The following is a 19,938-nucleotide window of genomic DNA, read 5'->3' as shown; positions in this document are numbered from 1 at the left end:
AGAGCAACGCCCCACGACTTATCGACCTCCCGTCACTTTTTAAAGGCTCGGCCTTTGAAGTAGTAAGTTCCGGAGAGACTCAATGTCCACCAACCTGTTTTCCGGTGCCCGCAAGGCACTCGTCGCTTCCATCGCCGCCGCTGTTCTTCTGGGTGGCGTCACTGTTGTAACCACGCCTTATGCCGCTGCATCCACGGTTGCCGCTGTATCGGTTTCCGCCAAGATCAACGCGTTCACCAACACCGATTGGCTGAACGGTGTATGGCGCACCGGCGCCGGCTTCTCGATCCCGGCTACCTCGGCAAACCGCACCGCGTTCGTGGCCGGCGTTTCGGTACGACTGGCAGACGGTCAGGTACGCAAGATCAGCCGCGCGCAGATCGTCGGCAGCAACATGAGCGTCTTTCTGGAAGGTGCAAAACTGGACGGCAACAAGGTTGGCGCACCGCAGGTGGTCACCATCGGTAGTACGGCCGTTACGGCGCCGATAACTTCCACCGCTCCGGTCACTGCACCGACTACCGTCGCTGCACACTCGACCAGCATCAATGCATTCACCAATACCGATTGGCTCAATGGTGTATGGCGCAAGTCGCCGGGCTTCTCCATTCCAGCAAGTGCTGCCAACAAGGCCGCTTTCAAAGTTGGTGCGTCGGCAAAACTGGCAGATGGCCAGGTCCGCAAAGTTACCCAGGTGCAAGTTGTCGGCGCCAATATGAGCGTCTATCTCGAGGGTGCGGCAGTTAACGGGAGTGTGGTCGGCGCACCCAACAAGTTGTCGCTGGCGACAACCTCTACTACCAGCCCGGCTCCGGCGCCTACTGCTCCGACTAACTCAGTCATTGCGACCAGTAACCTGAACAACTACACCAATACTCATTGGCTGAACGGTATGTTCCGTACTGCTGCCGCCTTCTCTATTCAGGCAAGCAGCGCCAACGTGGCAGCGTTCAAGACTGGCGCTGTGGTGAAGCTCGCTGACGGCCAGACCCGCAAGGTGCTGCGCACTCAGCTGGTGGGCAGCAACATGAGCGTCTTTCTCGACGGCGCTGTGATCAATGGCACCACCCTGGGTTATCCGAAGACCATCTCGGTGGTCAGCACATCGACCAGCACTCCTTCGTCTCCGGCTCTGACTACTCCGCCGGTAGAAGCAGCACCGGCGCCTGCGCCTACCGCACCTGACACCACCAACGGCAAGCCGCTGCTGGTTGGCGTCAACCTGTCCGGCGCAGGCTTCGGCCCGTCGGTTGTTCCGGGCAAGCATGGCACCAACTACACCTACCCGGCCGAGTCGTACTACAAGAAGTACTCCGACCTGGGCATGCCGCTGGTTCGCCTGCCGTTCCTCTGGGAGCGAATCCAGCCCAAGCTGAACTCTCCGCTCAACGCTGAGGAGTTCGCCCGTCTGAAGCAGTCGCTGGACTTCGCGCAGAAGCACAACGTCAAGGTGATTCTCGACCTGCACAACTACTACCGTTACTACGGCAAGCTGATCGGCTCCAAAGAAGTGCCCATCAGTTCCTTCGCTGCGGTGTGGAAGCAGATCGTGCAGCAGGTGGTCAACCATCCTGCCGTCGAGGGTTACGGCCTGATGAACGAGCCGCACTCCACCAACGGGCTCTGGCCGCAAGCTGCCCTGGCTGCTGCTCAGGCAATCCGCACCGTCGACTCCAAGCGCTGGATCTACGTAGCGGGCGATCGCTGGTCGAGCGCCTTCCACTGGCCGCACTACAACACCCAGCTGGTCACCAACCCGTGGATGCGTGATCCGAAGAACAACCTGGTTTATGAAGCGCACATGTACGTGGACAAGGATTTCTCGGGCAACTACTTCGACAAGGCCGAGAAGTTCGACCCGATGATTGGTGTCAATCGCGTCAAGCCCTTCGTCGACTGGCTCAAGCAGAACAAGCTGCGCGGCTATATCGGTGAGCACGGCGTACCGGACTTCTCGCCCTCGGCCATCGTCGCTACCGACAACCTGCTGGCTTACCTGCGTCAGAACTGCATCCCGAGCACCTACTGGGCTGCCGGTCCCTGGTGGGGCGAGTACTCCATGTCCCTGGACGTGAAAAGTGGTAAGTACCGTCCGCAGCTGCCGGTTCTGCAGAAGCACGCCAAAGCCGCAAACAGCTGCACCAGCGTGGGTCCGCTGTAACGACAAACCATCCAAACAAGAACGGGCCCCAAGGGCCCGTTTTTGCGTTCCTATACTGCATTGGCTGATTACAGCTCGTCGGCTCGCTGTGACGGGGTGATCGCCAGTGAGCTGACCCGATGGTCACCATCGCTGCCATTCCCGCCGTTCCGCTTGTTCGCCCTTCGCATTCCCCCCAAGCCAAGCTGCATGCCGGCTGCGCGCCAATCGCGGGCAGATCGCCACCAGATCGCGCTGTTTCACGTCCTCCCTTCCTACCGTGCGGCATAGCCGAACTCGGTCTGCGAAGCCCCGTACCGCTTGGCCAGAAACACGGAACTCGAAAATTTGGGTCCGGTCACCATTTATGTGCGTACTGAAATCGCACAGCCGCGGAACCCCGCACTGCTGTGCTTCACGGACCGTGGTCATCCGGCCAAACCCTATGACCCTATAAAGGTGGACAAAATGACGACACCCGATGAAGAGATCACAGGTTACGGCGGCCAAGCCAGAACCGACGCCAATGCGCAGTCATCGAGCGCTCCCGCTCAGCCCACCGGCCAGACAGGCCAGGCTGGCACCACGCAGGCAAGCAGCTCCGCTTCCGCTCCGAGTGCCGAGGAACTCAAGTCAAAGGCGCGCGAAGCCGGCGAGCAGGTGAAGAACCAAGGCAAGGCTCAGCTGGACAGCTACCGCGGTACGGCCGCCGATGAGCTGGAAAAGGTTGCGCAGAGTGCCAAGGCAGCAGCGGCAGAACTTGAAAACCAGGATCGCACTGGCCTTTCCCATTACGTCTCCGACATGGCGCAGAGCATGGTCGACCTGGCCGACAACCTGCGCGGCAAGAGCGTCGATGAGCTGGTGGGCGAGGTGAACCGTCTGGCTCGCAACAATCCCGGCCTGTTCATTGCCGGCAGCGTTGCACTTGGCTTCGGCCTGACTCGTTTCGCCCGCGCGTCCAGCCGTCGCGCTGAATCCACAACGCGTGAACCAACGACCGATTACGGCCATTCCGACGCCAGTCGCCCGCATCCGACTTCGCCGCTCGGCGTGCCGGCAGACGTAACCGCCGAGACGCTGCCGAGCCAGTCCGAACTGGACTCGCGCATTTCCAGTGGCGCACCGGGCAGTACCGTCGGCAGTGTGAGCAACGCTGGCATGGCGCCGAACACGGGCAGCAGCAATGGCGTAGGCAGCAACGGCGTTGGCAGCACTGGCAAAGGCACGAACGGAGGGCTTAATCGATGAACGAACAACGCAACCTCAATACGCCTTACGAACCCGGCAACCCCGAGCACGATAACTCGGTCGGCGGTTTGCTACGGCAGCTGACCCGCGAAGTGCCGTCGCTGTTCACCAAGGAACTGGCGCTGGCCAAGGCCGAGCTGAACGAATCGCTGCGTGCCACCAAGGCCGGCGCTGCCAGCGTCGCAACCGGCGGTGCGGTGCTGCTGGCCGGCTTCATCATCCTGCTGATGTCGGCGGTCTACTTCCTCAGCACCATGATGGAACCCTGGCTCGCCGCGTTGATCGTCGGCGTGGTCGTGGTGGTCATCGGCATGATCATGGTCTCGGCCGGCAAGAAGAAGTTCGAAGCCTCTTCGTTCAAACCCGACCGCACCATCCATTCGCTGCAGAAGGATAAAGAAGTCGTAAGGGGGCACGCATGAGCACGCATAACCAGGTAGACGTAGAAGCACAAAAGGACCCCGACACGCTGGAGCGCGAGATCGACCAGCAGCGCGCCGAAATCGGCAACATTGTCCACGCGCTGGAAAGCAAGCTCTCCCCGGGGCAGATGATCGATACCGCGCTCGGCTACGCCAAAGGCGGCGGTGGCGAGTTCCTGCATAACCTCACCGATACCGTTAAGGCCAATCCGGTACCGACGCTGCTCACCTCCGTCGGCCTGGTGTGGCTGATGGCCGGGCAGAATCGCCGCCCGGACTATAGCGACAGCGCTTCGACCGGTCCGTCGATGACCGACAAGCTCGCCGCCAAGGCCTCTGGTCTCAAGCAGCAGGGCACCGGCATCAAGGAAAAGGCTGCGCAGATGAGCCATAGCGCCTCCAGCTCACTGGGCAATGCCCGTCATCGCGTTGGTGACTCCAGCCGGCACGCCGCGGAAAGCCTGCGGCACACCGCAGACCGTGCGCGCGGCGGGTTCACTCGGCTGCTCAACGAGCAACCGCTGGCATTGGGCGCCATGGGCATCGCCCTCGGCGCGCTGCTGGCGGCCTCGGTTCCACCGACCCGTCGTGAAGACGAACTGATGGGCCAGAAGAGCGACGAGCTGACCGGTAAGATCAAGGACAAGGCCCGCGAGGGCTATGCGATGGCCAGCGCCGAAGGCGAGCAACTGGCCGGCCAGGTCAAGCACGACCTCGAACGCGACCACGGCCAGCCGGCGTCGCGGCCACATTGACCGAATGACGCGGATCGGAGTATCGAGGGCGATGTGCGCGGACTTGAGTCCAACCGCAGAACCCCCGATAATCCGCGGCCTGGCGCCGGTGTAGCTCAGTAGGTAGAGCAGCGCATTCGTAATGCGAAGGTCGCAGGTTCGACTCCTGTCTCCGGCACCAATGAAATCAAAGGGTTAGCTTCGGCTAGCCCTTTTTTTGTGGTGGTTTTGCCGAACCATCCCCTCGTTATCGGCTTCAGGCTGCATTACCTCCTTTCTCGCCTCGTGGGCTTTCAATCAAGCAAGGACTGGGTCGTTGTAAGGCTCAAGCGCCCAAAACACATTCTCGCCAGGCCGGCTAACCCCGTGGTTCTAGACCTGCTCGGTTGCCACCGGTGTTGTGTCCGACAGCCGGCAGTACCTTGACGCTAATTTATTGACTATGGTCAGGGTTACGCGCCTGTGCACCAGAAAGAATGCGTGCCAGTTCAAGACGGTCGCTGATAAGCGCTGAAGGGTCGGTCGTCCTGCGACGTGCTACAGCATCCGACGCTACCGCTCGACCGACCAATAAACCGATAAATCGCTTCCTCGCGCGTGCCGGACGGTACGCGGCGGTTGCGCGCACCCTGCCTTCTGCCACTCGTAACTCCATGACCTGGAGCACTGAGGTACGCATGCTTAGAAACATTCCCTTGAGCGCGAAGCTTCTTTTGATCCTCGCGTGTCCGATGCTCGGTTTTTTGTGGCTGGCCAGCCTGTATGTCGTTGACAGCTACGCCACCCTGAGGCAGATGGAGCGCACCGTCGAGGCCAGCGTGGCCGCGCAGAACGTGAGCCGGCTGATCACTGCATTGCAACGTGAACGTGGTGCGAGCGGCGTCTATCTGGGGAGCCAGGGACGTACCATGGCCAGGCGCCTGCCGGGGATGCGGCAAGCGACTGACGAAGCGTTGAGTGCCATGCAGGTGCTTGCCAAACAGGAAGGCTCGCAGATCGGGGGCGTCTTGGCCTCGCTCGATGAGCTTCAGGCAACACGTTCGCAAATCGACTCGTTCGTAATCAACAGCATCGACTCCGGTTCTCGCTTTACTGGCTACATCAAGGCGTTGATCGGCTTTACCCACGAGGTAGAGCGCAGCGTGCAGGACGTCACGCTTGCACGAGCGCTAGGCGGGCTCAATCAGTTCGTCGAGATGAAGGAGCGAGCCGGGCGCGAACGGGCGTTGTTGGGCGTGGTGTTCGGTCAGGACCGGTTCGACGCGGCACTGCTTGCCTCCTTCAGCCGAAACCTGGGTGAATTCTCAGCCTATATGGACGGCTTCCGTCGTGCGGCCTCGGAGCACTTCATCCGTTTGCTGGATGAAAAGCTGCAGCAGCCGAGCGCCGTTGAAGTTGCACGTCTGCAACGTCTGGCTTTCGAGGTGCCGATCGGGCAGAGCCTGGGTATCGACAGCGAGAGCTGGTTCGATACGGCGACCAGCCGGATCGACCTGATGGGTGAGCTGGAGCAGGCCTTGTCGCAGGAAGTGGGCACACTGGCCGCTCGGGCTCGCGATGAGGCGAGCAACGCGCTTTGGCTGACGCTCGCCGCGGTGATCATTGCGCTGCTGGTGGTGACCGGCCTTTCCTTCCTGATCATTCGCAACATCAAACTGGCGGTGCAGGATGTGAATCATGCGCTGTTGTCGCTTTCCGCTCGGGATCTGACCGCAACGGCGCATTACGAAGGCAGGGACGAGTTTGGCGAAATCTCGCGCAACCTCAATCTCATGGCCGTCGAGCTCAAGCAGGTCGTCGGCGAGATCAGTAACGCTACCGCGCAGGTGGCCACGGCGGCGGAGGAGTCCTCCGCGGTGACCGTGCAGACAAGCCAGAGCATCGATCGCCAGCGGCAGGGAACCGAGCTGGTGGTTACCGCGATAAACGAGATGAGCGCGACCGTGCGCGACGTTGCGAGAAGCACCAGCGATGCCGCCGAACTCTCGCAGCAGCTCAACGCCAACACTGCGCAAGGCCGGGCCGAAGTCGAGAGCACCATCGAGCTCATTCGCCAGCTGTCGAGTCAGGCCGATCAAACCGCAAGCATCATTGCGGACCTCAAGCGTGAGAGTGATTCGATCTCGTCCGTACTGGATGTGATCCGCGGCATTGCCGATCAGACCAATCTGCTCGCACTGAACGCGGCTATCGAGGCGGCGAGAGCAGGGGAGCATGGCCGCGGCTTCGCTGTCGTTGCGTCCGAGGTACGTACGCTTGCCCAGAAGACGCAGGAATCCACCGGCAGCATTCAGGACATGATTGCCAATCTCCAGGGCGGGGCTGACCGGGCCGCGCGCTCGATGCAGGAGACGCTCGCCAAGGCTCAGACCGGCTCGAGCAACATCGGCCGTGCTGGGGAGTTGCTGGCGGAGATTGCCGACGGCGTTTCTGCAATCAGTGATCGCAATCTGCAGATTGCCACAGCGGCGGAGGAGCAGAGCGCGGTGGCCGAAGACATCAATCGCAACGTTGTCGAGATCAACGATGTCGCGATTCAGGTGAGCGCCGGTGCGGAGCAGACGGCGATGACCAGTCTGGAGCTTGCGCGCCTGGCCGAGCAGCAACAGCAGCTCGTTGGTCGGTTCAAGGTCGCTTGACGCGTGCGCCTGCTGAGTTGAGTCCATAAGCCCCGGCCGCAGCTGGCCGGGGTAGCGCGAGGCGGGGGGCGCAGCCATACAGGCTGGGCCCTTCTTCGTTACAGCGTGATCGCGATGCCGGCCTGGAGAGTGCGGGGGGCGCCCGGGTAGGCCCAGATGTTGCCCCAGGCGCGCTCTTCGTACTCTTCGTCGAACAGGTTGTTGAGGTTCAGGTTCAGGCGAACCCGTTCGGTCAGCGGGTAGTAGGCGAGCAGGTCGACGGTGGTGTAGGCGTCCATGTCGAACGCGGTGCTGGTGGCGCCGCCCTTGCGGTCGCCGACGTACTTGACGCCCATGCCAACGCCGAGCCCGGCCAGCGGACCTTCGGCGAATTCGTAGGTATCCAGCAAATTGAAGCTGTGCCGCGGCACGTTGGCCAGGCGCGTGCCGGTCGGCATCGATGCGTTCGAGCTTTCGGTGACTTCGGCATCGACGTAGGCGTAGCCGCCGATCACGCGCCATTGCGGGGTGATGTTGCCGGCCACGCTGATGTCGAAGCCGCGGCTGCGCGCTTCGCCGGCGGCGACCTGGTAGTTGCTGTCGAGCGGATCGCTGGTCAGCACGTTTTCCTTGGTGATGTGGAACAGCGCCGCGGTGACGCTGAGGTCATGCTCCGGCAGCTCGTACTTGATACCGACTTCGTGGGCGATGCCTTTTTCCGGGTCGAACGCCTGGCTGCTGCGGTCGGCGCCGCGGTTGGGCTTGAACGAGCGCGAGGTGTTGGCGTAGACGGCCAACTCCTCAGTCAGGTCGTAGATCAGCCCGAAACGCGGGGAAACTGCGTTGTGCGCCTGGTCCCAGCTGCCGGCGGGGGTGAGCTTGTTTTCATAGCGCTGCTCGAAGCGTTCCAGGCGCGCGCCGACCTGCGCTGTCAGGCGCTCGGTGAGGGCGATCTGGTCCTGCAGGAAGAACGCGTAGGACTTCAGGTTCTCGTCATCGTAGGTCGTGGTGCGGGTCAGCGCCGGCAGCGGCTGGCCGTAGACCGGATCATAGAGGTCGATCGGGAAGTCGCTGGTCGCACCACCCGAGCGATCAATCTGGGAGTCGTAGTTGAAGTCGTCGAATTCCACACCGAGCAGCAGCGTGTGGGCCAGGCCCGCGGCATCGAAGTGACCCTCCAGATTGGCCTGCACAGCCAGGTCGTTCCAGTTCAGCCAGCGCTCGCTGTAGTTGCGTCCGACCGTGCGGCCATCGGCGGCCAGGTCATTGTTCTCCACCGCGCCGCCGTCCAGGCTGCCGTCGAGGTACTGGATGCCGCCGCGCAGCATCCACTGGCTGTCCAGCTGGTGCTCCAGGCGCAGTTGCGTGGTGGCGTTCTGGTTGGTCAGCTTGCCGGCACTTTCCTCCCCGAGGAAGCGATCGCGCGACAGGTCGCCGGCCTGATTGGGGTAGCGGGTCAGACCACGGTCCATGGGGTGGCGGTTGTGCAGGTAATCGCCTTCGAGGATCAGCGCAGTGTCGTCGCTGAGCTGCCAGCGCAGCACTGGCGCGATGTTGTAGCGCTCACTTTCGACGTGATCGCGGAAGCTGTCGCTGCCTTCGGCGACCAGGTTGAGGCGATAGGTAAAGCCTGCGCTTTCGTCCAGTGCGCCGGTGGTGTCCAGTGTGCCGCGGCGCAGTCCGTCGGTGTTCACCTGGCTGCCGAGTACCGTGCGCCGCTCCGCCTGCGGCTGCTTGCTGACGATGTTGAAGGTGCCGCCCGGATCGCCGCGACCGTACAGCATCGAGGCCGGGCCGCGCAGCACTTCGATGCGCTCCAGCGTGCTGGCGTCGGGCATGTTGGGATAGCCACGGTTCACCGCGAAGCCGTTGCGGTAGAACTCCTGGGTGCTGAAGCCGCGCACGAGGAATTCGGTCAGGCCCTGGCCGCCGAAGTTGTTGCCACGTTCCACGCCACCGGCGTAATCGAGCGCATCTTCCAGGCGCGTTGCGCCGATGTCTTCGACGACCTGCGCCGGGACCACGCTGATCGACTGCGGGGTTTCGTGGATCGCGGTGTCGGTGCGGGTGGCGCTGGCCGAGCGGGTTGCCCGGTAGCCCTGCACAGGCCCGTCGGCGCGCTCGGCCGATGCGGTGACCTGCATCTCCTCCAGTGCCAGCGGTTCAGCAGGCGGTTCGTCGTTGGCTGAAACCACGGCAGGGCAGGTGAGGGCTGGAACCGCGAGCATCGGGAGGAGAAGGCGCCGCATCGAATGATCCTTGAGGGAAGGGAGCGAGGGCGGGCATCCTAATCGCAACGAAAACGACTATCAAATAGAAATATATCTCAACTGTCGCATGCTACGGCAGGTTGCGCTGGGCGTAGCGGCGCAGGCAGATCGAGCGCGTGGCGACAGGCACCCAGCGCGCCGCGCAGCGCAGGTGAGCGGCGGCTGCCAAGCGGCTCGGGGGTCACATCCGGCGGCTGCTCGGCGCTCAGGCGGAGGCCAGGACGACGCGGTCGCGGCCGGCCCGCTTTGCCTGATAGAGCGCCTCGTCCGCGGCCTTGAAAGTCGCGTCGGAGGACGCATAGCGGTCACTGCAGGCGATGCCGATGGATGCTGTTACCGGTGCGCCGGTCGGGCTAGCAGTTTGCCGCAGGCGGGCGAGCAGGCGTTCTGCCGCAATGCTGGCGCCGGCGGCGTCTGTCTCGGGCAGCAGCATGAGGAATTCTTCACCACCCATGCGGCACAGCACGTCAGTGGGGCGTGAGCATTCCTTCATGATTTCGGCGAGAAAGCGCAGCACCGCATCGCCCACGTCATGGCCGTGCTGGTCGTTGACCTGTTTGAAGTGATCGATATCCAGTGTCACTGCCGCGTAGCGCTGATCGAGCAGGTCGAACTGCTTGAGGGCCAGTTCGAGGCCGCGGCGGTTGCGCAATCCTGTCAGCGGGTCGGTCATGGACGCCGCTTCCAGTGCACCCATCTTCTGCTGCAGCAGGGAGACGCCTGCGAGCATCGCGACCTTCAATCGCGAGACCTCGAAATACCAGGAATTGACTGTCGAGATACGGGCGGCGGCTTCCGGTGCACCCCAGTGTTCGGCGGTGTCGGCCAGCGCGCGAATGGGCCTGGAGATGAGTCTGGACAGCCACCAGAACACCGCGAGCGAGATCAGCGTGAACGGCACTGCGTTGAGCAGCGTGGTCCGTGCCAGCTGTTCGAGCTTCGCGGTGATGGCAGCGGTCGGGCGCTGGGCGATGATGCCCCAGCCGGTGCTCTGCATGGGCGCGAAGCCGGCGAGCATGTCCACGCCGAGCGTATTGATGACGCGCTGGCTGCCCTCCTGGCCCGACAGCACCTGCCGGACCACCGCATTGCTCGATACGTTCTGGCCGACCCGCTTGCCGTCTTCGTGGAAGATCAGTCTGCCCTGGGTGTCGACCACGTACAGGTAGGAGCCGTCGCGGTAGTAATGCACCCCCAGCAGGCCGTGCAGTGCGTTGCGCTCGCGCAGGAACAGCGAGGCGCTGATATAGCCGAGGTAGCTGCCATCGGGGGCAAAGATGGGATGGGTTACCGCGATCAGATAGGTACCATCGGTGGCCACGTAGGGATCCGTGGTCAGCGGCTTACGCTCTTTCAGTGCGCGTGCCGCGCCTGTGCTGTTGACCTTGAGCCCGACCAGGCCGGCGCTTTCCGGCGACGCCGAGACGATCTCTCCAGAGGCGCTGACGATAACGGTCCGGCTGAACTGCTCGCTCTTGAGCTTGAGTCGTTCGGTCTCGTTGTCACGCGCGATCGGGTCGGCGAAGCGCGTCGACAGCTCTTCTGCGGCATAGGCGAGCTCGCGACGGCTATTGAGGAAGAACTGATCGGTGGTGTCGGCGAGCTTGCGCGCATAGGCCCGATTTGCCTCCAGAGTCTGCTCGAACAACTGATCGCGCTGTGAGCTGTAGCCGGCGAAGAAGGTGTTACCGAAGGTCAGTAGGCCGGCGACGAGCGCCAGCAGCAGCGTGAGTTTCTGTAGATCCAGCCGGTGCATGAAACGCGATTCTCCGATGCGTGCTTGGCATGCGCCAATGGAGGCTTCAGGGCAAGTGGAAGCCAAAGGGCCGGGAATGATACAGGCAGCGTGCGGCTGACGAATGGCTTCTCATACATATAGAGCTGGCGGCCTGCTCTGGGTCAATCGCCTGCTGCCGGTACAACTATCGCAGTATGGCAAATGAGAGGTGCGGGTGTTCTTCCTGATCTGGGCGGCCGCTCGGGCCCCATGTGCTGTGGCGGCTGGCGCAGCTCGGCTGAGCCGATAACTGGCGCTGCCTTGTCTGGCTCTGCCTGTGCTGAACGTGATGGTTGTTGCCCTGGGCGGGGCTGAGCCGACTACGAAACAGGCCCGCTGATGCGGGCCTGTTTCATTCGAGCTAGCCGATCTGGCTTCAGCCCTGGTGATAGCTCGGCGCAAGCTTGTAGACCGAGGTATCCAGCCCCTCGAAGCGCGCCTTCAGTTGCAAGGCCAGGTACAGGGAGTAGTGCCGTGACTGGTGCAGGTTGCCGCCGTGGAACCAGAGGTTCTGCTGCTGGGTGGGCTTCCACATGTTGCGCAGCTCGCCTTCGTACGGGCCCGGGTCCTTGGTGGTGCCGGAACCGAGGCCCCAGCAACGGCCGACCTTGTCTGCGACGTCCTGGGAGATCAGCCGCGCCGCCCAGCCGTTCATCGAGCCGTAGCCGGTAGCGTAGACGATCAGGTCCGCCGGCAGGCGGCTGCCATCGTTGAGCACCACGGCATTCGGCTCGATGTGATCGACGCCTAGGCCAGGCCCGCTTTTCAGCTTGATGGTGCCGTCGGCGATCAGCTCGCAGGCGCCGACGTCGATGTAGTAGCCCGAGCCGCGGCGCACATACTTGAGGAACAGGCCGGATTCGTCATCGCCGAAGTCGAGCATGAAGCCCGCTGCGGCCAGGCGGTCGTAGAAGGCCTTGTCGCGTTCCTTGACCTGCTCGAAGGCCTGGCGATGGAACTGCGGCAGCACCTTGTAGGGGATCGAGGCGAACAGCATGTCGGCCTTGTCGGTGGTCAGTCCGCTCTCGACCGCATCCTCCGAATAGAGTGGGCCGAAGACCACTTCCATCAGCGTGTCGGAGCGCACGATATGGGTGCTGGAGCGCTGCACCATGGTGACGTCCGCGCCGTTCTCCACCAGGTCCGCACAGATATCGTGGGCCGAGTTGTTGGCACCGATGACCACCGCGCGCTTGCCGCGCCAGGCGTCGCCGCCGGGATGCTGGCTGGAATGGTGCTGCTGGCCGGCAAAGGTTTCCGCACCCGGATAGACCGGCACGTTGGGCACACCGGACATGCCGGTGGCGAGGATCAGCTGTGCGGGCTTGAGGGTCATCGGTTTGCCGTCGCGCAGCACGTCGACCGTCCAGCGGCCCTCGGCCTCGTCGAAGCTCGCCTTCACGCATTCGGTTTTCGCCCAGTAGTTCAGCTCCATGACCTTGGCGTACATCTCCAGCCAGTCGCCGATCTGGTCCTTGGGTGTGAAGATCGGCCAATGGTCGGGGAAGGGCAGGTAGGGCATGTGGTCGTACCAGACCGGGTCGTGCAGGCACAGCGACTTGTAGCGTCCGCGCCATTGATCGCCGGGGCGCTCGGCCTTGTCGACGATCAGCGTCGGCACGCCGAGGCGCTTGAGCCGCGCGCCGAGGCCGAGGCCGCCCTGGCCGCCGCCGATGACCAGGCAATAGGGCTGTTCCGTGATGCCCAGCGCGGCTTCCTCGTCGCGGCGCTTTTCCAGCCAGTTGCGCTTGTCGGCCAGGCCGTGGCCGTGTTCGGCGCCCAGTGGCCGGCGGCGTCCGAGCGGTTCCTCGTGCCCCTTCAGCTCGCGCATGGTGGTCAGCAGCGTCCAGCACAGGCCGTCCTTCAGACGCACATAACCCTTGCCGCGGGCGACGTCGGTTTCCAGGCTGATCCAGCCTTCGAGCACGCCGTCGGTCAGGCTCGCTTCGCCTTCGAGCTTCCAGTTGTCCGGCCGGGTGGCTTCCAGGCGGCTTTCCAGCATGTCACGAATGTCGGCCTTGCCTTCGAGGGTGATCAGGTTCCAGCTGAACAGCACCAGGTCACGCCAGTGGCAGTCGTCGGCGAACAGCTCAAGCGTGCCATCGACGTCGCGTTGCGCCAGGCGCTGGCCGAGGCGTTCGACCCAGGCGGCCAGTTGTTCGGTGGGCGAGCGGGTGTCGGTGGTCTGGCGGTCACCGCCTAGGTCGCTGCCGTTATCGGTTTTCAGATCGAACGGAACGTCGTTGCTGGGACGCATGGTGGTTCTCCTGGTCATTGTTGTTATTCACGGGGATACCGTGCTTGCAGCAGAGCAAGCGGCGGGCCAGCAACCGGCGCGCCGCGTCGTATCTGGCCTGGAGTCGTATCGGGACTGCCCGGTCGAGGCTGCGCTGTGCCATCTCCGGTACGGCGGGGGTGACACTCTGTACCAGCCGTGGCACAGCATGCGGCGGCCGGGCGATTGGCCTATGCTGGGCGCGAAACCGCCTCGAAACATCGCGGAGAACAACAAGAATGACCTCTCGCCTCAGTCAGCACGCGCACCAGGTCCTCAGCTTTGGTGACGGCACGTCCGCCAGCCAGGGCCCGGCTGCCGATCCCGCCATTGCGCGTTCCTGGCGCCGTTGCCTGGAGCAGCATCAGCTCGACCCCACCAGCCCGCGCGCGCCCTGCGTGATCGAGAGTCCGCGGCTCAATGAGCATCGCGAGCGGCTGGACCGGGTTATCGCCGTCGCCCACTGGCAGATGAACAGCCTGCACCAGCAGCTGGGCAGCAGCGGCCACGCGGTACTGCTGACCGACGCCAGCGGCGTGGTGATCGACAGCGTGGCGGATCAGGCCGAGCGCGCGGAATTCCAGCGCGCCGGGCTCTGGCTCGGTGCGGTGTGGAACGAGGCGACCGAGGGCACCAATGGCGTCGGCCTGTGCCTGCTGGAGCGCCAGGCGCTGACCATTCGGCGTGACGAGCACTTCCGTGGTCGGCACGCAGCACTGACCTGTTCGGCGAGCCCGGTGTTCGATGCCGAAGGCGGTTTGCTTGCCGTACTCAATGTGTCGTCGGCGCGTGAAGACCTGTCGCGCCAGCGGCGTTTTCACACCATGGCGCTGACCAACCTGTCGGCCAAGCTCATCGAAAGCTGTTTCTTCCTGCAGCACTGCGAGGGCAACTACCTGCTGCGCTTCCATGCCCAGCCCGAATACATCGGCCTGCTCAGCGAAGGCCTGCTGGCGTTCGATGGCGAGGGACGGATCACCGCGATCAACGAAACCGCGCTCAACCTGCTCGCCAGTAGCCGCGAGGCGCTATTAGGCCGGCCCTTGGAAACTGTGCTCGATGTGCGTCTGGATCAGTTGCTGGAGCGTGCGCGACCGCAGCCGGGGGCTTGCTGGCCCTTGCATACCCATGACGGTCAGCGGCTGTTCTGCCAGCTGCGCGGGCCGCAGCTGCGCGTGGTTGCTGCGCCGCGCCAGGAGCCGGCCGATGTGCCGGGCCTGTGCCTGCTCGATCCGTCAATGCGCACCGGTTTCAGCCGTGCGCTGAAGGTGCTCGAGCGGGACGTGCCGGTGTTGCTACAAGGTGAGACCGGCACCGGCAAGGAGGCATTCGCCAGCGCACTGCATCGCGCCAGCAGCCGCGCCGGTCGGCCGTTCGTGGCACTCAATTGCGCGGCGATTCCCGAGACGCTGATCGAAAGCGAACTGTTCGGCTATCGCGGCGGCAGTTTCACCGGCGCGCGGCGCGAGGGTATGGTCGGCAAGCTGGAGCAGGCCAACGGCGGGATTCTCTTTCTCGACGAGATTGGCGACATGCCGCTGGCGCTGCAGACGCGCTTGTTGCGGGTGCTGGAGGAACGCAAGGTCACCGCGCTGGGGGCTGCCGCGCCGACCGAACTGAATATCCGCCTGATCAGCGCCAGTCATCACGACCTGCGCGCGCTAGTGGCCAGCGGCGCGTTCCGCGAAGACCTGTATTACCGCCTTGGCGGGCTGATGGTTGCGTTGCCACCGTTGCGCGAGCGCAGCGACAAGGCTGCGGTGCTCGATCACCTGCTGGCGGAAGAAGCGCAAGGCGAATCGATCTGTCTCGAGCCGGCCGCGCGGCAAGCCTTGCTGCGCTACAGCTGGCCGGGCAACGTGCGGCAGCTGCGCAATCTGCTGCGCACGTTGGTCGCGCTGAGCGAGCAGGGGCGCGTTGGGCTGGACGACGTGCTTGCCGTGCTGCCGGCCGAAATGGGCGAGGTCGAGGCACCTCGTGACCCGTTGCAGTCGGCCGAGCGCGAGGCCCTGCTCACGGTGCTACGCGAACGGCACTGGCAGGTCAGTCGGGTGGCGGAACAGCTGGGGATCAGTCGCAATACGCTCTATCGCAAGCTGCGCAAGCACGGCATCTCGCGTAACTGAACCGGCGGGCGCGATGCCCGCCGTCAGTGGGTCAGAGCGCGGTGGAGAGGGTGATCGAACCGAACTGGTCGTGTTCCTGCTGGCCCTGGAATTCGCGGGTGCGCCAGACGCTGGCGAACGCCAGCTGCCAGCGGCTCCAGGTCAGCGCCACACCGAGCTTGGCGTCGCCCACCCACTCGCGGCGGTCCACCGAATGGCTGTCCTCGAAGGTGTTGCCGTCCAGCAGCATGTTGTGCGCCATGTAGCGGCCTTCGAGATTGGCGAAGCCGTACCAGGCGAAGTCGCCGCCGGGGCGGAAGAACTGGCTGCCGCTTTGCGCCGGCGTCACCGCGGGGATGCTGAAGCTGCGCTGCAGGTTCTGACCCAGGCGCAGACCCAGCCCGGCCGAGCCATAGCTGTATAGGTTGCCGAGGGCGAAACCGAGACTCGGGCCGTATTCCAGCTCCAGCCCGGCGAAGCGCTCCTGCAGCCACCAGCGATGCTGATAGCCCAGATTGACGAAGGGTTCGTTCTCCAGCTGGTTGTCCCAGCCGTTGGGCTCGTCGCTGTCGGTTGCCTTGTGCACGGCACGCTGCAAACGCTTGCCGCCCGCGGCCGGGCCAACGATGCCGACATCCAGGTGCAACCCTTGCGCGGCGCGCCAGCCGTCGTACTGGGTGTCGGAAAACATCGACATGCCGGCGAACAGCAGACCGGCGTAGGGGCGGTCGTCTTCGATCAGTGCTCGAGTTTCTATTTCCTCCGGCGTGTAGATCTGATGGCCGAAGCGATAGGCGACGTTGTCGATTGCCGCTCCCGACCAGCCGGGCAGCAGATCGGCGAAGCGCCGCGTCCAGCTCTGGTCGTCCGGTTCGAAACCCCAGATGACTTCCAGGCCGTTGGTGTAGTGACCATCGCTGCCCGAGGCGATGATGTCGTTCTCCGCCTTGATGGCGAGGATGTCCGCATGGCTGACGGCGGGGGCGGTGATGGATGCGGCGAGCAGGCACAAGCACGGCAAAGAACGAGAATGCATGATTCAACTCCTGGCTTACGTTCTTGTTTGTATGTTCTCTCTCGGACCATCACCGCTTCCAGCGGTTCGCTTGTCGATCAGGGCGCGTCGTACGCGCCGTTTCTGGCCAGTCCCGCCTTGCTGACCATCTCCTGCCTGGCTTCCTGTAGTTGCTCGGCCAGCGCCACGGAAAAGCCCTGCACGGCTGACCAGCGCAGGTGGATCGCATCGACGAAGGCGGCCGGTGGGGCAACCCATTCGCGATCGGCGTTCCAGTACTGCGCTCCGGCATTCCCGGCGATGGCGGCGTTCAGCTTGGCGTCGAAGCGGCCGAGAAAGCTGCCATCGGCATCGACCTTGGCTTTCCACTGCGGGTGCAGGGGCGTGGAAACCACCAGCAGCTGGCGTTGCTCGTTCTTCAGGCGTTTCGACAGTTCGCCCAGGGCGACAAAGCAGCTGTCATCCAGCGCGTCCGGTTTGTCGTAGAACAGGCCGCGATCACCCTGCGGCTCCAGCGGCCCGTCGCCGTGGCGGGTGAACACCAACGGGTCCCATTCGATCTCGTTGGCCCGCTGCGCCTTGACCGTCTGCGCATTGCGCAACAGCGAACGCGGCGAGAAGTAGCGCATGTAGTAACCCCAGCGTGAGGCCTGCTGATAAACGTAGTGATCGGCATCCTCGCGGTCGAACACCGCATCCGGCACTTTCCAGCAGCCGGCGAAGTCCAGCGGATCGACGATCATCACCACCTGGCGGACGCTCGGTTCACGATCCAGCAGCCAGTTGGCGACATAGGTCGACTGATTGGCGTGCAGGCCGCAGAACGCACCGTTGAGCGGACGCAAGCCGGGCGTCTGCTCGATCAGCACGTCACCATCGACATGGCGCCAGGCGACCGAGGAACCGACGATCAGCAGGTTCGGATCGGCGATGGGGTTGTGCCGCAGAAAGTGCAGCTTTTCGTCCACACACAGGCTGTTGGAGAAGGCCGGTGGCGGCAGGTTGTCGGTGTGATTGAGCCAGGCGAGCAGGGCGGCAAAGCCGCCGAGCATCCCGAACAGCCCGGCGAACATGCCCAGCAGGTAGCCGGCACGTATCCGCCGCTGGTCTGCTTCGGCCCGGGCGGCAACACCGTCCGGGCATGTATCGACGGATCTGGCCATGACTCAACGCCCTCCGAGTTTGGTCTGGATCAGTTGCGCGAAGTGGCCAACGTTCTTCAGCGATTCCAGTTCGGCGGTGCGGAACTTGATGCCGAAGCGTTGCTCGGCGGCCACGATCAGCAGCACATGGGTCTGGCTGTCCCAGCCATCGATGTCGTCGGCGGTGGTTTCGGAGGTGAGGACGATATCGTCATCGTCGAACACGTCGTGGAAGACCTGGGTCAGCGCCTGGAGAATTTCCTTTTCGTTCATGCTTGCACCTGGATGTGATGGTTGATGGAAGCGCGCGAGGCCAGCTCGTAGCGCCAGAAACTTGCATCGGTAGCGGCGTTGGCAGGGGCGGGGCGCTGCTCGAAGCCCAGCCGCGGATAGTGCTCGGCGACCATGCCGTTGCGTTCGGTGGGGCGGTATTCGCCAACCAGTGCTCCCCAGCCGGCAGCTGCTGCCGCATCGGCCAGCACCTCCAGTACGGCCATCTCGACTTCACGCCCCAGTACGCGGCAGCTCATCAGCCAGCTGTCGATCAGCAGTTCGTCAGCCTCGATTGCGGCATCCGGTCGTGCCAGCACCACGCTGATCAGGCCGTTGTCGCCGAACTTGTCTTCCAGCCGCATGGCCAACGCGATCGTTTGCGGATCGTCGGCCATGCGCTCGACTTCGGCTTCGGTATAGCGGCGGGTGGTGAGATTGAACTGGTTGGTCTTGTTGATCAGCTGGGTGGCGCGGGCCAGTTCGGTGGCGCCGATGTGGCTGACGCGCAGCACCATCTGCAGCCCGCGCAGGTAGCCTTCCATATCCGTGGCCTGGTTCAGCGCGGCCTTGCGTTCGGCATTCAGCGCATAGCTGCGGCCGCGCTCGGCGTCATCGGAGGTAAAGGACACGGCCTCGAAGTAACCCGCCGCGGCGATGCGCGCGGGGTAATCGGCGACATCGTCGGGCAGTTCCGGTACGGCAACTTCCGGCAGCTCGCGGCGCACGATGTCGCGCTCGGCGGGGTTGTCGTCGACGAACACCAGGCTGTCCAGACCGATATTGAGCATGCTCGCGATGCGCCGCAGGTTGCCGGCCTTGTCTTCCCAGTTGGCGACGAAAGCTGCGATATCGCTGCGCTTGAGCGCCATTTCCGGATGTGCGAATGCCGCCTCGGCGACGTGCAGGTCGTTCTTGCTGCACACCGCAAGAATCACCCCGCGGCGCGCCAGTTGCGCGGCATAACGCTGGAAGGCGAGAAACGCCTCGCCGCTGGGGCTGCCCTGGCCGAGCTGGATACCGTCGATGCCGTCATCACCGATCACACCGCCCCAGAGGGTGTTGTCCAGATCGAGTACCAGGCATTTGCGCGACAGCCCGGCAGTGGCCGCTGCGATCCGTGCCAGCTGCTCGCCATAAAGCGGTGCCAGGGTCGGGCTGACCAGCTGCTTGGCCTGATGCCAGCGCACCGGCTCGCCCAGGCCGTCGCCATAAGCGGCTGCGTGCCAGGCCAGATCGAGCAGCAGCACGCCATCCTCGCGGGCAGCGGCTCGGATGGCCGCATTCAACCGTTCGATGACTGCCCGCGGCGAAGCCGGCACCAGTGCTTCGTAAGAGCCGAACAAGGGCGGTGCGACCGGCACCAGGGTTTGCTGCACAACCTGCGCGGCATATCGCTCGCGGGCTCGGCGCCAGAGGAGGCGCAGCTCATCGACGCGCTCCGCCACGGCGGCATCCACCTCCGCCTGGCCTGCCTGCAAGGGCAGTTGCAGCGGCGCGTCATGGGCGTCCAGCGCCAGCAGCACCAGCTGCGGGGCGAAGGCGTTCAGCGCCGGGTCATCAGCCAGCAGTGCCTGGCGGTACATGCCGTAGGGCGCAACGTGCAGCGAAAGCGCCAACCGCCGCTGCAGCCCGGCCACGCGGATGGCCGGCAGCAGGTGATCGACCGTATGCGAGGACAGCAATGCCAGCCGCAGCGGCGTCAGTCGTGCCGCTGCGGCGTACTGCTCTACGCCCGTGGCGGCTAGCTTGTCCAGTCGCGCGGTCAGGGTGAAATCCCGTTGAAAGGTGGCCAGCCGCGCGGCTTGGTGCAGGCGCTGCAACGGGTCATCGATACGTTTGGCTTGGCTGATCGCGGCGGAGAGATCCGGGTGCGCCGGCAGCCAGTGAAGTTGTTGCATGCCTGGGACTCCTTGTCG

At 64.0% G+C, this 19,938-nt stretch carries 13 protein-coding genes and 1 tRNA gene; 7 read left to right on the top strand and 7 right to left on the bottom strand.

From position 1 onward, the window contains the following. Positions 1–82 precede the first annotated feature (82 nt). The 6 genes from LLJ08_RS14200 to LLJ08_RS14175 all read left to right on the top strand — a co-directional run bounded on the left by LLJ08_RS14200 (position 83) and on the right by LLJ08_RS14175 (position 7,186). On the top strand, positions 83–2,161 hold the full coding sequence (locus tag LLJ08_RS14200; RefSeq protein ID WP_228207314.1) for a glycoside hydrolase family 5 protein: 2,079 nt from the start codon (positions 83–85) through the stop codon (positions 2,159–2,161). 447 nt (positions 2,162–2,608) lie between these two features. Beyond that, positions 2,609–3,391, top strand: coding sequence for a hypothetical protein (locus tag LLJ08_RS14195; RefSeq protein ID WP_228207313.1), 783 nt, complete (start codon positions 2,609–2,611; stop codon positions 3,389–3,391). Next, positions 3,388–3,813, top strand: coding sequence for a phage holin family protein (locus tag LLJ08_RS14190; RefSeq protein WP_014819822.1), 426 nt, complete (start codon positions 3,388–3,390; stop codon positions 3,811–3,813). The genes LLJ08_RS14195 and LLJ08_RS14190 overlap by 4 nt, the downstream gene beginning before the upstream one ends. After that, on the top strand, positions 3,810–4,568 hold the full coding sequence (locus LLJ08_RS14185) for a DUF3618 domain-containing protein (RefSeq protein WP_228207312.1): 759 nt from the start codon (positions 3,810–3,812) through the stop codon (positions 4,566–4,568). The genes LLJ08_RS14190 and LLJ08_RS14185 overlap by 4 nt, the downstream gene beginning before the upstream one ends. 84 nt (positions 4,569–4,652) lie before the next feature. After that, positions 4,653–4,728, top strand: a tRNA-Thr gene (locus LLJ08_RS14180). A gap of 496 nt (positions 4,729–5,224) precedes the next feature. Then, the gene (locus tag LLJ08_RS14175; RefSeq protein ID WP_228208946.1) at positions 5,225–7,186 is read left to right on the top strand and encodes a methyl-accepting chemotaxis protein; all 1,962 of its coding nucleotides are present in this window, start codon (positions 5,225–5,227) and stop codon (positions 7,184–7,186) included. Positions 7,187–7,284: 98 nt separating this feature from the next. Here LLJ08_RS14175 and LLJ08_RS14170 read toward each other — a convergent pair whose 3' ends face one another. The 3 genes from LLJ08_RS14170 to LLJ08_RS14160 all read right to left on the bottom strand — a co-directional run bounded on the left by LLJ08_RS14170 (position 7,285) and on the right by LLJ08_RS14160 (position 13,469). Then, a complete protein-coding gene (locus tag LLJ08_RS14170) occupies positions 7,285–9,414 on the bottom strand; it encodes a TonB-dependent siderophore receptor (RefSeq protein WP_228207311.1) in 2,130 nt (709 codons plus the stop codon). Between the two features lie 226 nt (positions 9,415–9,640). After that, on the bottom strand, positions 9,641–11,191 hold the full coding sequence (locus tag LLJ08_RS14165; RefSeq protein ID WP_228207310.1) for a sensor domain-containing diguanylate cyclase: 1,551 nt from the start codon (positions 11,189–11,191) through the stop codon (positions 9,641–9,643). A gap of 397 nt (positions 11,192–11,588) precedes the next feature. Next, a complete protein-coding gene (locus tag LLJ08_RS14160) occupies positions 11,589–13,469 on the bottom strand; it encodes an NAD(P)/FAD-dependent oxidoreductase (RefSeq protein ID WP_228207309.1) in 1,881 nt (626 codons plus the stop codon). Between the two features lie 257 nt (positions 13,470–13,726). Here LLJ08_RS14160 and LLJ08_RS14155 point away from each other — a divergent pair, with 257 nt between their 5' ends. After that, complete coding sequence (locus tag LLJ08_RS14155) at positions 13,727–15,613, top strand: sigma-54-dependent Fis family transcriptional regulator (RefSeq protein WP_228207308.1); 1,887 nt, start codon at positions 13,727–13,729, stop codon at positions 15,611–15,613. Between the two features lie 31 nt (positions 15,614–15,644). Here the strand turns inward: LLJ08_RS14155 and LLJ08_RS14150 are convergent, their stop codons facing one another. The 4 genes from LLJ08_RS14150 to LLJ08_RS14135 form a co-directional block, all read right to left on the bottom strand. Continuing rightward, a complete protein-coding gene (locus LLJ08_RS14150) occupies positions 15,645–16,628 on the bottom strand; it encodes a lipid A deacylase LpxR family protein (RefSeq protein WP_101274235.1) in 984 nt (327 codons plus the stop codon). Between the two features lie 77 nt (positions 16,629–16,705). Beyond that, positions 16,706–17,770 carry a hypothetical protein gene (locus LLJ08_RS14145; protein ID WP_228207307.1) on the bottom strand — a complete coding sequence of 355 codons (1,065 nt, stop codon included), beginning with the start codon at positions 17,768–17,770 and terminating at the stop codon, positions 16,706–16,708. A gap of 3 nt (positions 17,771–17,773) precedes the next feature. Then, positions 17,774–18,022: an acyl carrier protein gene (locus LLJ08_RS14140; RefSeq protein WP_008567163.1), complete on the bottom strand. Its 249-nt coding sequence runs from the start codon at positions 18,020–18,022 to the stop codon at positions 17,774–17,776. Next, entirely contained in the window at positions 18,019–19,920 is a 1,902-nt protein-coding gene (locus tag LLJ08_RS14135; RefSeq protein WP_228207306.1) for an HAD-IIIC family phosphatase, read from the bottom strand. The genes LLJ08_RS14140 and LLJ08_RS14135 overlap by 4 nt, the downstream gene beginning before the upstream one ends. Positions 19,921–19,938: the final 18 nt, after the last annotated feature.

This window comes from Stutzerimonas chloritidismutans, assembly GCF_020783375.1.
Lineage (GTDB): Bacteria > Pseudomonadota > Gammaproteobacteria > Pseudomonadales > Pseudomonadaceae > Stutzerimonas > Stutzerimonas kunmingensis.
Note: the sequence above shows the minus strand (reverse complement) of the source record. Positions and strands in the feature narration are given on the sequence as shown.